The organism is Streptomyces sp. NPDC058052, assembly GCF_042885515.1.
Taxonomy (GTDB): Bacteria; Actinomycetota; Actinomycetes; order Streptomycetales; family Streptomycetaceae; genus Streptomyces.
Genome location: NZ_JBHVRX010000009.1, coordinates 90,282 through 102,845 on the forward strand (window position 1 = coordinate 90,282; position 12,564 = coordinate 102,845).

The following is a 12,564-nucleotide window of genomic DNA, read 5'->3' on the forward strand; positions in this document are numbered from 1 at the left end:
GGGGTGCACGGGCGTCCCCGGCTCCGGCGTCCCCGGGACGAGCACCCCCGGCCCGTGGTCCCCGGGCCGGGGACGCCCGGGCGGCGTGAACGGCCGGAACCGCGGCCGGCCGCCGCTCACCTGGCTGTACGCGCCCGGCGACCGGCCCGAGGTGGTCCGCAAGGCGCTCGGATCCGGCGCCGACGTGGTCATCGTGGACCTGGAGGACGCGGTCGCCCAGGACCGCAAGGCGTACGCCCTCGACGCCACCGCCGATCTGCTCTCCGACACCCACCCGGTCCCGGTGCACGTCCGCATCCACACCCCGCGCGACATCCCCGTCCTGGCCTCCCTCCCCGGCCTCGGCGGTCTCCGTGTACCCAAGGTGACACACGCCACCGACATCCACCGGATCAGCGAGCTCGCCCCCGGACTCCCGCTCTACCCGCTGCTGGAGAGCGCCCTGGCCGTGGAGCACGCCTACGCCATCGCCACCGCCCACCCGGCGGTCCGCGGCCTCTCCCTGGGCGAGGCCGACCTCCGCGCCGACCTGGGGGTGCGGGAGGACAGCGGGCTCGACTGGCCGCGCAGCCGGATCGTGGTCGCCGCCCGCGCGGCCGGGCTGCCGCCGCCGGTGCAGTCGGTCCACGCCGACATCGGCGACCTCGACGCCCTCGCGGCCGGCTGCGCGCGGGGCCGGGCGCTGGGCTTCCTCGGCCGGGCGGCCATCCACCCCCGGCAGCTCCCGGTCATCGCGCGGGCCTATCTGCCGACCCCGCAGGAGGTCGACGCGGCCCGCGCGGTGGTGGCGGCGGCCGCGGCCGACCGGGGGGCGCTGGCCCTGGCGGACGGCCGGTTCGTGGACGCGGCGGTGGTGGCGGGCGCCCACCGGGTCCTCGCCCTCGCGGAGCCCGCCCGCTGACCCGGCCCCGCGCACGCGCGAGGGCCGCCGGGACCTGTCAGGTCCCGGCGGCCCTCGTGGCTCGATGAGGCGGTGTCAGCCCTTGGCGGCCGACCCCGCGCCGTTCCCGGCGCCGTTCTCCACGTCGTCGGATCCGGCGGACTCGCCGGCGTCCTCCGGGGCGGCCGTGCCGGAGGCGGCCGGCTCGGTGTCCGTGCCCTCGGCGTCGTCCGCCTCGTCCGTGTCCGCCTTCTCCGTGTCCACCTTCTTCCGGGAACGCGGCTCCACGATCTCCTCGCGGCCCGGGCGGACCCGCGCCGAGACCACCATGTAGACCACGGCGAGCACGAAGACGATGATCGCGGTCCACACGTTCAGGCGCAGGCCCAGGATGTGGTGGGCCTCGTCGACGCGCATGTACTCGATCCAGCCGCGGCCGGCGCAGTAGGCGGCCACGTACAGGGCGAAGGCGCGGCCGTGGCCCAGCTTGAAGCGGCGGTCCGCCCAGATGACGAGCACGGCGACGCCGACGCACCACAGCGACTCGTAGAGGAAGGTCGGGTGGTAGAGCCCGGCCTCGCGGTTGGCGCTCTCGGTGATCTCCAGCGCCCACGGCAGGTCGGTGGGCTTGCCGTACAGCTCCTGGTTGAACCAGTTGCCCCAGCGGCCGATGGCCTGGGCGAGGGCGATGCCGGGGGCGATGGCGTCCGCGTACGCCGGGAGCGGGATGCCCCGGCGGCGGCAGCCGATCCAGGCGCCGACGGCGCCGAAGGCGATGGCGCCCCAGATGCCGAGGCCGCCCTCCCAGATCTTGAAGGCGTCGACCCAGTTCTCACCCTCGCTGAAGTACAGCTGGTAGTCGGTGATCACGTGGTAGAGCCGGCCGCCGACGAGGCCGAAGGGCACGGCCCACACGGCGATGTCCGCCACGGTGCCGGCGGTGCCGCCCCGGGCGATCCAGCGCTTGTTGCCGAGCCAGACGGCGACGAAGACACCGAGGATGATGCAGAAGGCATAGCCGCGCAGCGGAATCGGTCCGAGGTGGATGACACCGGTCGACGGGCTGGGAATGTAGGCAAGGTCCATGGCAGGTCCGACGCTACCCTGCCGGGCGGGCGGGACGGCAGCCCACCCGGCAACGTCTGGGTAACTAAGCCGCTCGGTCAGCTTGCCGAGGGGGAGGCCGAACCGGGCTTCTTGCCCTTGTTGGCCTCGGCGACCCACTTCTTCAGGTTCTCCGGCGAGATCTGCTCGTCGCCCTTGGTCGGGAAGATCGATTCTCCGTTGAGCAGCACGGACGGGGTGCCGCGGAAGCCGCCGGCCTGGAAGGCTTCGTTGGACTTCTCGACCCAGCCGTCGTGCGTGCCGTCCTGGACGCAGGAGCGGAACGACGGCGTGTCGAGGCCGGGGACCTTGGCCGCCAGCTCGATCAGCTTGTCGTTGTCACCGAAGGCGTCGTCGGTCTCCTGCGGCTGGTTGATGTAGAGCGTGTCGTGGTACGCGGTGAACTTGCCGGCGTCCTGGGCGCAGGCCGCCGCGTTCGCCGCGCGCAGCGAGCCGCTGCCGCCCATGTTGCCGTCGATGAGGGTGGCGAGGTGGTACTCGGTCCTGAGGGCGCCGGACGCCTCCAGCTCGTGGATGGAGTCCCGCATCACGTTCTCGAACTGGGCGCAGGCGGGGCAGCGGAAGTCCTCCCAGATCTGGAGGGTGGACGGGGCGTCCGCCTTGCCGGTGGGGATGGCCGGCCTGTCGCCCTCGATCGCGCCGGTGGGGGCGACGACGGGGCCGGCCTTGGCCGAGTCGCTGTCCTTGCCGCTGTTGGCGGCGATCACGCCGACGACGGCGGCGAGGCCGAGGACGCCGACCACTCCCGCCGTCACGATCAGGACCCGCCGCTGCTTCTCGCGGGCCTTCTCGCGCTCGCGCTGCTGCTGGAGGCGCTCCCGCGCGCTCTTGTTACTACCGTCACGGTTCTTCTCGCTCACGCCCACAGCAACGAACCGGGGAGGCGCGTCCGCGCCTCCCCGGTCCGATATCCACCCGAATGGACTACGTCTGGTCAGGAGGTGCGGCGCACGCCCTCCGCGAGTTCGGCCGCCAGTTCCTTTACGGCGGCGAGCCCGGCGGCCTCGTCGCCGTCGGCGTCGAGGATCCGCTGGACGAAGGCCGAGCCGACGATGACGCCGTCGGCGAAGGCGGCGACCTCGCGGGCCTGGACGGCGTTGGAGACGCCGAGGCCGACGCAGACCGGGATCTTCGAGGTCACGCGAGTCCGCCGGACCAGGTCGGCGGCCTGCTCGCCGACCGACGCGCGGGTGCCGGTGACGCCCATGAGGGAGGCGGCGTAGACGAAGCCGGAGCCCGCCTCGGTGATGGTGGCGAGCCGCTCGTCCTTGCTGCTGGGGGCGACGACGAAGACGGTGGCGATGCCGTGCTCGTCGGCGTGCTTCCGCCACTGCGCGGACTCCTGGACCGGAAGGTCGGGCAGGATGCAGCCCGCGCCGCCGGCCTCGGCCAGCTCCCGGACGAAGCGCTCGACGCCGTACCGGTCGATGGGGTTCCAGTAGGTCATGACGAGGACCGGCTTGCCGGTGGCCTCGTGGGCCTCCTTCACCGTCCGCATGACGTCGGCGATCCTGACGCCGCCGCGCAGGGCGATGTCGTCGGCGGTCTGGATGACGGGGCCGTCCAGGACCGGGTCGCTGTGCGGGAGGCCCACCTCGACGACGTCGGCGCCGCCGTCGAAGACGGCCTTGATGGCCTTGATGCCGCCGTCCACGGTCGGGAAGCCCGCCGGGAGGTACGCGATGAGCGCGGCCCGGTCCTCGGCCTTGGCGCGCTCCAGGGTGTCGGCGAGCAGCTGGATGTTTCCGGTGGTCACTTCGACCCCTCCCCGTCGTACAGGCCGAAGTAGCGCGCGGCCGTGTCCATGTCCTTGTCGCCGCGGCCGGAGAGGTTGACGAGGAGGAGCGCGTCCTTGCCGAGCTCCTTGCCGACCTCCAGGGCACCGGCGAGGGCGTGCGCCGACTCGATGGCCGGGATGATGCCCTCGGTGCGGGAGAGCAGCCGCAGCGCCTGCATGGCGGCGTCGTCGGTGACGGCCCGGTACTCGCCGCGCCCGCTGTCCTTGAGGTACGCGTGCTCCGGGCCGATGCCCGGGTAGTCGAGGCCCGCCGAGATCGAGTACGGCTCGGTGATCTGGCCCTCGTCGTCCTGGAGGACGTAGCTGCGCGAGCCGTGCAGGATGCCGGGCTCGCCGGCGGTGAGGGTGGCCGCGTGCTCGCCGGTCTCGACGCCGTGGCCGGCCGGTTCGCAGCCGATGAGCCGGACCGAGGCGTCGGGCAGGAAGGCGTGGAAGAGGCCGATGGCGTTGGAGCCGCCGCCGACGCAGGCGACGGCCGCGTCGGGGAGGCGTCCGGCGCGCTCCAGGAGCTGGCGGCGGGCCTCGACGCCGATGACCCGGTGGAAGTCCCGGACCATCGCCGGGAAGGGGTGCGGGCCTGCGACCGTGCCGAAGAGGTAGTGGGTGCGGTCGACGTTGGCGACCCAGTCGCGGAACGCCTCGTTGATGGCGTCCTTGAGGGTGCGGCTGCCGGACTTCACGGCGACGACCTCGGCGCCGAGCATCCGCATCCGGGCCACGTTGAGCGCCTGGCGCTGGGTGTCGACCTCGCCCATGTAGATGGTGCAGTCGAGGCCGAAGAGGGCGCAGGCGGTGGCGGTGGCGACGCCGTGCTGGCCGGCGCCGGTCTCGGCGATGACGCGGGTCTTGCCCATGCGCTTGGTGAGCAGGGCCTGGCCGAGCACGTTGTTGATCTTGTGCGAGCCGGTGTGGTTCAGGTCCTCGCGCTTGAGGAAGATCCGGGCGCCGCCGGCGTGCTCGGCGAACCGGGGCACCTCGGTGAGCGCGCTGGGACGGCCGGTGTAGTTGGCCATCAGGTCGCCGAGCTCGCGGGCGAACTCGGGGTCGTTCTTGGCCTTCTCGTACTCGACGGCGACCTCGTCGACGGCGGCGACGAGGGCCTCGGGGATGAACTTGCCGCCGAAGGCGCCGAAGTAGCCCTCGGGGGACGGGACCTGGCCCTCCGGGTCCGGGATGAAGAACTCGCTGGTCATGCGGATGGTGCTCCTCGCGGGGCGATGCGGTCGGTGAAGGACGTGACTCGCTTCGTACGCGCGCGTGGCGGTGCCGCCGCCGGGAGCCTCCGCTCCCGCGCCGGTACGGAGCCGTACGGCGGATGCGGGGTCAGGCCCGGAAGCCTGGGCACGGGGCGCCGGGTGCGACCCATGAGGGGGCCGTCAGGAGGTCGCGCGCGTGTCGCGGGGGCGCCATCGCATGCCGGGGACCGTGCCCGGCTCGGAGCCGATGCAGTGGCGGACCCGGCGGCCGTGGACACGGCGGGCCGGCGCTCGGCACCCGCGGGGCCGGCAGCCCCGGGCCAGCCGGGCGTGGACGGCCACGGACACCACGCGCAGGCCGACGGGCCCCTGGGCTGCGGAGCCCGGGGCGGTCGGCACGGCGCGGCGAGGGGTCACGGCCGGGTCAGCTCCGGCCGTGCCGCAGGGCGGGGTGCGCGCCGGCGGCGACGAGGTCGGCGACGGCGGTCTTCGGGTCACGGCCGGTGACCAGGGACTCGCCGACGAGCACCGCGTCGGCGCCGGCGTTGGCGTAGGCGATGAGGTCGTGCGGGCCGCGGACGCCGGACTCGGCGACCTTGACGATGCCCGCCGGGATCTCCGGGGCGACGCGCTCGAAGGTGGAGCGGTCGACCTGGAGGGTCTTGAGGTTGCGGGCGTTGACGCCGATGATCCGGGCGCCGGCGTCGACCGCGCGCTCGACCTCCTCCTCGTCGTGGACCTCGACGAGCGGGGTGAGCCCGATGGACTCGGCGCGCTCGATGAGGGAGACGAGGGCCTCCTGCTCCAGGGCCGCGACGATGAGGAGCGCGAGATCCGCTCCGTACGCCCGGGCCTCCCAGAGCTGGTAGGCGGTGACGATGAAGTCCTTGCGCAGGACCGGGATGTCCACCCGGGCGCGCACGGCCTCCAGGTCGGCGAGCGAGCCGCCGAACCGGCGCTGCTCGGTGAGGACGGAGATGACGGCGGCGCCGCCCGCCTCGTAGTCGGCGGCGAGTCCCGCCGGGTCGGCGATGGCCGCGAGCGCTCCCTTGGACGGGCTGGACCGCTTGACCTCGCAGATCACGGTGACGCCCTCGCCGCGCAGCGCGGCGACCCCGTCCTTGGCCTGCGGGGCCTTGGCGGCCCGGTCCTTGAGCTCGTCGAGGGAGACCCGCGCCTGCCGCTCTGCGAGGTCGGCGCGCACGCCTTCGATGATCTCGTCGAGCACACTCACGCGAGAGGCCCCCTTCCGGGACGGTGACGGTTCCACGGAACCTGATGAACACGGTTCAGCCATGTCCGATGGTATCCGCAGGTGACCCTCTGCTCCGCATCGAGCGGCGCGGTGTCCCAACAGCTGGGACTTCAGGGAGCCAGCGCGGAGCCGAACGGAAGGTTCCGGATCACCGCGAAAAGGGCGGTCAGCGCCCCGATCGCCCACCACCAGGCGGGCTTCGGGGCGATCCGGGTCGGCCTGCCGCGGACGGCGTGAATGAGCCACACCGCCATGAGGACCGCACAGACGGCGTAGCCGGCGACGGCCAGGGCGTTGGCACCGAGCGCGGTCGCGAGGTCGCCGTGGGCGACGGCGTGGGCGCTGCGCAGGCCGCCGCAGCCGGGGCAGTACAGGCCGGTGAAGCGGAGCAGCGGGCAGACCGGGTAGTGGCCGGGTTCGTTGGGGTCGACGGCGCCGACGTACGCGAAGGCGGCGCCGGTGCCGGCGAGGGTGGCGAGCGGGGCGAGCAGCCGCCGGCGGAGCGGGCGGCGCCGGAACTCCTCGGCCTCCCGGAACTCCTCGGCCTCCCGGAGCCCGGGGGCGTACGGCTCGGCGGGCGCGGGGGGCTGCGGCGTGGGCTCGGCGGTCACGCGGCGATTGTCGCCCGGCACGCCCCCGGGACGCACGACGGCGCAGTCCGGACGTGCCGGACTGCGCCGTTCGGGTGATGCTCGGGTCCGCGCGTGTCACACGGCGGACCTCAGGACCGGACCCTGGGGGTCAGGCGCGGGCCCGGGCCGCGGCGGTCGCGGTCTCGCGGGCCGCGGCGACGTCCTGGGACTCCTTCGGCATGCCGAGGCCGGCGACCTTCATGGCACCGCCGACGACGCCGCCGAGGAGGATGACGCCGACACCGGCCCAGAAGCCGGGGATGTTCGCCGCCACCATGAAGACTCCGGCGATGCAGAAGCCGATGAAGGAGATGATGACACCGGTCCAGGCGGCCGGGGTGTGTCCGTGGGCGCTGCCCGCCATGAGTTGCTCCTCGTAGATGTTGCTCGGTGGTGACGTCGAAGACGACGGTCGTCATGTGATGACGGCGTCATTCTTCCGCACATGACCCCGCGGAGGTGACTCGGGGGGTCCTGGACGATCACGCGTCGTGCGTCGGGTCCTCGCCGCGGTCGAGCGCCTTCCACAGGTCCTCGGGCCGGTCGGGGTCGCCCGCGGCGGGACGGCGCGCCGCGCGGGGCGCTCCGGCGCGCTCGTAGCGGCCGCCCATCGCGGGCCAGCTCTTGCCGTAGCGCAGGGCGAAGAGGCCGGCGACGAGGATGAGCACGGCACCGGCGGCGGCGACGTAGGGCCAGGCCGTATGGGTGAGCCCGGCGACGGCGGCGGCGGTGTCGCCGCTGATCCGGGCGGCCTCGGCGTCGAGGGCGGCGCTGTCGGAGGCGCCCAGGAAGGCGGCCAGGGCGGCGCCGGCGCCACTGAGCGCGAGGAGCGCGGCGACGAGGGTGCGGCCGGTGCGGCGGACGGCGAAGACGGCGACGAGGGCGGCGAGGCCGACGATCGCGAGGGCGGTCGGGACGCCGGTGACGGTGCCGCCGTCGGCCTCGACGGGGACGCTGCCCCCGGCGACCGACGCGGTGCCCTCGGCCCAGATCTGGCCGGCGGAGAGCAGTACGACGGTGGCCCCGAGGGCACCGAGGAGCAGGGCGACGGCGAGGCTCCGCCGGCCGCCGGAGGTGACGGCCGCGCGGGCGGCTCGGGGCTGGGGTACGGGTACGGCGCTCACGTACCCCACTATCCCCTACGGCTGCGATGAACCTTTCATCCGGTTGGCGGTGTGTACGGCGCGGAGGACGGCGGCGGCCTTGTTGCGGCACTCGGCGTCCTCGGCGACCGGGTCGGAGTCGGCGACGACACCCGCTCCGGCCTGGACGTACGCGGTGCCGTCGCGGAGCAGCGCGGTGCGGATCGCGATGGCGGTGTCGGAGTCGCCGGCGAAGTCGAGATACCCGACACACCCGCCGTACAGGCCGCGCCGGGAGGGCTCCAGCTCCTCGATGATCTGCATCGCGCGCGGCTTGGGCGCGCCGGAGAGGGTGCCGGCGGGGAAGCAGGCGGTGAGGACGTCGAAGGCGGTGCGCCCCTCGGCGACCCGGCCGGTGACGGTGGAGACGATGTGCATGACGTGGGAGTACCGCTCGATCGACATGAAGTCGACGACCTCGACGGAGCCGGGGGCGCAGACCCGGCCGAGGTCGTTGCGGCCGAGGTCGACGAGCATGAGGTGCTCGGCGCGCTCCTTGGGGTCGGCCAGCAGCTCCTCGGCGAGGTCGTGGTCCTCCTGCGGGGTGGCGCCGCGGTGCCGGGTGCCGGCGATGGGGTGGACCATCGCCCGCCCGTCCTCGACCTTGACGAGGGCCTCGGGGCTGGAGCCGACGACGTCGAAGCCGTTCTCGAAGCGGAAGAGGTACATGTACGGCGACGGGTTGGTGGCCCGCAGCACCCGGTAGACGTCGAGGGCGGAGGCGGTGCAGGGGGTCTCGAAGCGCTGCGAGGGGACGACCTGGAACGCCTCGCCGGCCCGGATGCGCTCCTTGATGTCCTCGACGGCGTCCTGGTAGGCGGGGCCGCCCCAGAGGGCGGAGTACTCGGGCAGCTCGGAGGCGGGGAGGGCGACGGGGGTGGTGGCGACCGGGCGGGCCAGGTCGGCCTCCATCGCGTCGAGGCGGGCGACGGCGTCCGCGTACGCCTCGTCGACGCCGGTCTCCAGGTCGTTGTGGTTGATCGCGTTGGCGATCAGGAGGACCGAGCCGTCCCAGTGGTCGAGGACGGCGAGGTCGCTGGTGAGGAGCATGGTGAGCTCGGGGAGCCGCAGGTCGTCGCGGGTGGAGTCCCCGATCCGCTCCAGGCGGCGGACGATGTCGTAGCCGAGGTAGCCGACCATGCCGCCGGTGAACGGGGGCAGTCCGCCCGCGAGGTCGCGGGGGGTGTGGAGGGTCTCGACGGTGGCGCGCAGGGCGGCGAGCGGGTCGCCGTCGACGGGGACGCCGACGGGCGGGGTGCCGAGCCAGTGGGCCTCGCCGTCCTTCACGGTGAGGGTGGCGTCGCTGCGGACGCCGATGAAGGAGTAGCGGGACCAGCTGCGGCCGTTCTCCGCGGATTCGAGGAGGAAGGTGCCGGGGCGTTCGGCGGCGAGCTTGCGGTAGAGCCCGACCGGGGTGTCGCCGTCCGCGAGGAGCCTGCGGCTGACGGGGATGACGCGGCGGTCGGCCGCCAGCTTGCGGAAGGTCTCGAGATCCATGGCGCCAGACCCTACTCGGATGCCGGGAGCCCGGCGGCGGGCAGCAGCACGTCGGCGTCGAAGCAGGTGCGGGCGCCGGTGTGGCAGGCGGCGCCGACCTGGTCGACCTGGACGAGGAGGGTGTCGGCGTCGCAGTCGAGGGCGACCGACCTGACGTGCTGGACGTGCCCGGAGGTGTCGCCCTTGACCCAGTACTCGTTCCGGCTGCGGGACCAGTAGGTGCAGCGGCCGGTGGTGAGGGTGCGGTGCAGGGCCTCGTCGTCCATCCAGCCGAGCATGAGCACCTCACCGGTGTCGTACTGCTGGGCGATGGCGGGGACCAGGCCGTCGGTGCTGCGCTTGAGGCGGGCGGCGATGGCCGGGTCGAGGTCGCTGGGGGTCCGGGGCGTGCTGCTCATGCCGCCATTGTGCCGTGACGCGGAGGCGTGTCCGGCGGGGCGTCCACTGGGCGGACGGCGCGGCGCCGCCGTACGCTGGCGGTCATGTCGACCCATGCCAAACGTGAACGGCTACTGCTCGCTGATCTGTTGGAGGCCGCGGGCCCGGACGCCCCGACGCTGTGCGAGGGCTGGCGGACCCGGGACCTCGCCGCGCACGTGGTGGTGCGGGAGCGGCGGCCGGACGCGGCGGCCGGGACGCTCGTCCCGGCGCTGAAGGAGCGGCTCCAGCGGGTGCAGGACGAGTTCGCGGCGAAGCCGTACGAGGAGCTGGTCCAGCTCGTCCGCACGGGTCCGCCGCGCTTCTCCCCGTTCACGATCAAGCAGGTGGACGAGGGTGCGAACGTCGTCGAGTTCTACGTCCACGCGGAGGACGTCCGGCGGGCGCAGCCCGGCTGGTCGGCGCGGGAGCTGGACCCGGTCTTCTCGGACGCCCTGTGGTCCCGGCTGGAGAAGGGCGCCCGGCTGCTGGGCCGGAAGGCGCCGGTGGGCCTGGTGCTGCGCCGCCCGAACGGGCAGACGGTGGTCGCCCACCGCGGCACCCCGGTCGTGACGGTCTCCGGGGAGCCGGGCGAGCTGACGATGTACCTGTACGGGCGGACGGAGGTGGCGAAGGTGGGCCTGGAGGGCGAGCCGGACGCCATCGAACTGCTGAACACGACCAAGCAGCTGGGGATCTAGGCCGCTTCTTCCGGATCGGGCCGGAGCCCGGCCCGGGGGCTGCTCAGGACGGGTTCGCCGGGAGTTCGGCGCGGCGGACCGCGCGGACCGCGAGGGCGTACACGCCGGAGAGGGCGCAGACCGCGGCGCTGACCACGAAGACCGGGCCGGTGCCCCACAGGCCGATGGCGGTGCCGGTGAGCGGGTAGCTCAGCGGGGCGATGCCGAGGCTGCCGAGACCGGCGACGGCGCTCACCCGGCCGAGGTACGCGGGGTCGCACTCGGTCTGGATCAGGGCGTTGCAGAGGGCTCCGGAGAGGCCCGCGAGCAGGCCGATGGAGAGGGCCACGAGGACCGCGGGGGCGAGCTGGGGGAGGAAGGCGAGCGCCCCGATCGAGACGGCGCCCAGCACCATCGTCCAGCCCATGACGACGCCGGTGCGGGAGATCCGGCCCTTGACGGTGAGCAGCAGGGAGGCGCCGCCCGCGCCCACGCCGAAGCCGGCGAGGACCCAGCCGATGCCGGAGGCGCCCCAGCCGCGCTGCTCGGAGAGGACGGCGAGGCCGACGTTGAGCGGACCGGTGAAGCCGAGGTCGCTGAGGAGCACGACGATCATCAGGGGGCCGAGCACCCGGTGGCCGCGGAGGTAGCGCAGGCCGTCGGCGAGGTCGCGCAGGGCGGTGCCGCCGCGCTTCTCGTCCTCCCGGGGCAGCGGGCCGAGCCGGAGCGCGGCGAGCAGGGGCAGGGAGAGCGCGAAGAGGACGCCGGCGGCGCCGAAGGCGGTGGCGGTGCCGCCGACGGCGATGGCGAGGCCGCCGAGCGGGGCGCCGAGGACGGAGCCCATGCGGTGGGCGAGGCCGCGCATGCCCTGGACGCGGGCGAGCTGGTCGCGCTCGGCGATCCGGGGCGGCAGGGCGCCGACGGCCGGCAGGAAGACGGCGTCGACGGTGCCGAAGACGAGGGCGACGGCGGCGAGGGCCCACAGGCCCGGCGAGGCGAGGAGCAGGACCGCGGCGAGGCCGAAGGTGACGAGGCAGCGGACGGCGTCGGAGGCGATGACGACGCGGCGCGGGCCGAGGCGGTCGGCGATCACTCCCCCGAAGAGCATGAGCAGGGCGCGGGGGACGGCGGCGACGGCCATGACGAGTCCGGCCTGGGCGGGGGTGCCGCTGGTGACGGCGGTCCAGGAGAGGGCGAGGTGGTAGACGCTGTCGCCGAGGGTGGAGGCGGTGTAGGCGCCGAGCCAGCGCAGGACCTGGGGGCTGCGGTGGGCGGGGCGGGCGGGGGTCCCGGTGAGCGTGGTCATGGGCGGTAGGGGAAGCCGTGGAGGTGGACGGCGACGTTCTCGCGGCCCTCGGTGTCGCCGGCGGCCTCGGCGGCGCGGGCGATCCGGTCGTACTTCTCGCAGACGGCGCCCAGTTCCTCGTTGAGCGCGGCGAGTTCGGCGGCGGTGAGGCGCGGCAGCCACTCGGAGCTGATCGAGGCGGAGCGCCAGGCGTCGGACCAGGTGAGGCGCTCGTCGAGGAAGCGGCGGTGGAGGGCGGAGCGCTGCTCGTTGATGGTGCGGCCGACGGCGTCGCTCGCGGCGGCCAGTTCGGGGCTGTCGCGGACGTCCTCGTCGCGGATGGTGACGCCGTACGAGGAGGGCTGCCACCAGCGCTCGCGTCCGTCGCCGGACCGGGTCTCGGCCTCCTCGATGAGGCCGTGCTCGGCGAGCTTGCGCAGGTGGTAGCTGACGAGGGAGACGGCCTCGTCGACCTGCTCGGCGAGCTGGGACGCGGTGGCGGTGCGGGCGACGAAGAGGTTCCGGTAGAGGCGCATGCGCAGCGGGTGCGCGAGGGCCTTGAGGGTGCCGAGGTCGGTGATCCGGCGGTTCTCCGGTGAGGTCATGAACACGACCGTAGATGCGAAAGAAACCTTGCGCAATGAAGATTGCGCAAAT

General features: G+C 74.0%; 15 protein-coding genes. 2 read left to right on the forward strand and 13 right to left on the reverse strand.

The window, feature by feature from the left end:
- Positions 1 to 85: 85 nt before the first annotated feature.
- Positions 86 to 901: an HpcH/HpaI aldolase/citrate lyase family protein gene (locus tag ACFVU3_RS15145; protein ID WP_390066347.1), complete on the forward strand. Its 816-nt coding sequence runs from the start codon at positions 86 to 88 to the stop codon at positions 899 to 901.
- A gap of 75 nt (positions 902 to 976) precedes the next feature.
- Here the strand turns inward: ACFVU3_RS15145 and lgt are convergent, their stop codons facing one another.
- From lgt to hisI, 11 genes are all read right to left on the reverse strand, one after another.
- Complete coding sequence (gene lgt, locus ACFVU3_RS15150) at positions 977 to 1,966, reverse strand: prolipoprotein diacylglyceryl transferase (protein WP_390066348.1); 990 nt, start codon at positions 1,964 to 1,966, stop codon at positions 977 to 979.
- A 77-nt stretch (positions 1,967 to 2,043) separates the two neighbouring features.
- Positions 2,044 to 2,865: a DsbA family protein gene (locus tag ACFVU3_RS15155; protein ID WP_390066349.1), complete on the reverse strand. Its 822-nt coding sequence runs from the start codon at positions 2,863 to 2,865 to the stop codon at positions 2,044 to 2,046.
- Positions 2,866 to 2,939: 74 nt separating this feature from the next.
- The gene (gene trpA / locus ACFVU3_RS15160) at positions 2,940 to 3,761 is read right to left on the reverse strand and encodes a tryptophan synthase subunit alpha (RefSeq protein WP_390066350.1); all 822 of its coding nucleotides are present in this window, start codon (positions 3,759 to 3,761) and stop codon (positions 2,940 to 2,942) included.
- Complete coding sequence (gene trpB, locus ACFVU3_RS15165) at positions 3,758 to 4,996, reverse strand: tryptophan synthase subunit beta (protein WP_390066351.1); 1,239 nt, start codon at positions 4,994 to 4,996, stop codon at positions 3,758 to 3,760. The genes trpA and trpB overlap by 4 nt, the downstream gene beginning before the upstream one ends.
- A 183-nt stretch (positions 4,997 to 5,179) precedes the next feature.
- On the reverse strand, positions 5,180 to 5,356 hold the full coding sequence (gene trpM, locus ACFVU3_RS15170) for a tryptophan biosynthesis modulator TrpM (protein WP_390066511.1): 177 nt from the start codon (positions 5,354 to 5,356) through the stop codon (positions 5,180 to 5,182).
- 67 nt (positions 5,357 to 5,423) lie between these two features.
- On the reverse strand, positions 5,424 to 6,233 hold the full coding sequence (trpC, locus tag ACFVU3_RS15175; RefSeq protein WP_390066352.1) for an indole-3-glycerol phosphate synthase TrpC: 810 nt from the start codon (positions 6,231 to 6,233) through the stop codon (positions 5,424 to 5,426).
- Positions 6,234 to 6,364: 131 nt separating this feature from the next.
- Positions 6,365 to 6,865, reverse strand: a complete 501-nt coding sequence (locus tag ACFVU3_RS15180; protein ID WP_390066353.1) for a DUF2752 domain-containing protein — start codon at positions 6,863 to 6,865, stop codon at positions 6,365 to 6,367.
- A 130-nt stretch (positions 6,866 to 6,995) separates the two neighbouring features.
- Positions 6,996 to 7,250, reverse strand: coding sequence for an HGxxPAAW family protein (locus ACFVU3_RS15185; protein WP_390066354.1), 255 nt, complete (start codon positions 7,248 to 7,250; stop codon positions 6,996 to 6,998).
- Between the two features lie 118 nt (positions 7,251 to 7,368).
- On the reverse strand, positions 7,369 to 8,019 hold the full coding sequence (locus ACFVU3_RS15190) for a TIGR02234 family membrane protein (protein WP_390066355.1): 651 nt from the start codon (positions 8,017 to 8,019) through the stop codon (positions 7,369 to 7,371).
- Between the two features lie 6 nt (positions 8,020 to 8,025).
- Positions 8,026 to 9,525: an anthranilate synthase component I gene (locus tag ACFVU3_RS15195; protein WP_390066356.1), complete on the reverse strand. Its 1,500-nt coding sequence runs from the start codon at positions 9,523 to 9,525 to the stop codon at positions 8,026 to 8,028.
- A gap of 11 nt (positions 9,526 to 9,536) precedes the next feature.
- Positions 9,537 to 9,923 carry a phosphoribosyl-AMP cyclohydrolase gene (gene hisI, locus ACFVU3_RS15200; protein WP_390066357.1) on the reverse strand — a complete coding sequence of 129 codons (387 nt, stop codon included), beginning with the start codon at positions 9,921 to 9,923 and terminating at the stop codon, positions 9,537 to 9,539.
- 84 nt (positions 9,924 to 10,007) lie between these two features.
- Here hisI and ACFVU3_RS15205 point away from each other — a divergent pair, with 84 nt between their 5' ends.
- On the forward strand, positions 10,008 to 10,643 hold the full coding sequence (locus ACFVU3_RS15205) for a TIGR03085 family metal-binding protein (protein ID WP_390066358.1): 636 nt from the start codon (positions 10,008 to 10,010) through the stop codon (positions 10,641 to 10,643).
- Positions 10,644 to 10,686: 43 nt separating this feature from the next.
- Here ACFVU3_RS15205 and ACFVU3_RS15210 read toward each other — a convergent pair whose 3' ends face one another.
- A complete protein-coding gene (locus ACFVU3_RS15210; protein WP_390066359.1) occupies positions 10,687 to 11,928 on the reverse strand; it encodes an MFS transporter in 1,242 nt (413 codons plus the stop codon).
- Entirely contained in the window at positions 11,925 to 12,512 is a 588-nt protein-coding gene (locus ACFVU3_RS15215) for an ArsR/SmtB family transcription factor (RefSeq protein ID WP_390066360.1), read from the reverse strand. The genes ACFVU3_RS15210 and ACFVU3_RS15215 overlap by 4 nt, the downstream gene beginning before the upstream one ends.
- Positions 12,513 to 12,564 lie beyond the last annotated feature (52 nt).

Bases quoted from the DNA above. Each gene is read 5' to 3' on its own strand.
- ACFVU3_RS15210 (WP_390066359.1), bottom strand. From the start codon at position 11,928: ATGACCACGCTCACCGGGACCCCCGCCCGCCCCGCCCACCGCAGCCCC.
- hisI (WP_390066357.1), bottom strand. From the start codon at position 9,923: ATGAGCAGCACGCCCCGGACCCCCAGCGACCTCGACCCGGCCATCGCC.
- ACFVU3_RS15215 (WP_390066360.1), bottom strand. From the start codon at position 12,512: ATGACCTCACCGGAGAACCGCCGGATCACCGACCTCGGCACCCTCAAG.
- ACFVU3_RS15185 (WP_390066354.1), bottom strand. From the start codon at position 7,250: ATGGCGGGCAGCGCCCACGGACACACCCCGGCCGCCTGGACCGGTGTC.
- trpB (WP_390066351.1), bottom strand. From the start codon at position 4,996: ATGACCAGCGAGTTCTTCATCCCGGACCCGGAGGGCCAGGTCCCGTCC.
- lgt (WP_390066348.1), bottom strand. From the start codon at position 1,966: ATGGACCTTGCCTACATTCCCAGCCCGTCGACCGGTGTCATCCACCTC.
- ACFVU3_RS15195 (WP_390066356.1), bottom strand. From the start codon at position 9,525: ATGGATCTCGAGACCTTCCGCAAGCTGGCGGCCGACCGCCGCGTCATC.
- ACFVU3_RS15205 (WP_390066358.1), top strand. From the start codon at position 10,008: ATGTCGACCCATGCCAAACGTGAACGGCTACTGCTCGCTGATCTGTTG.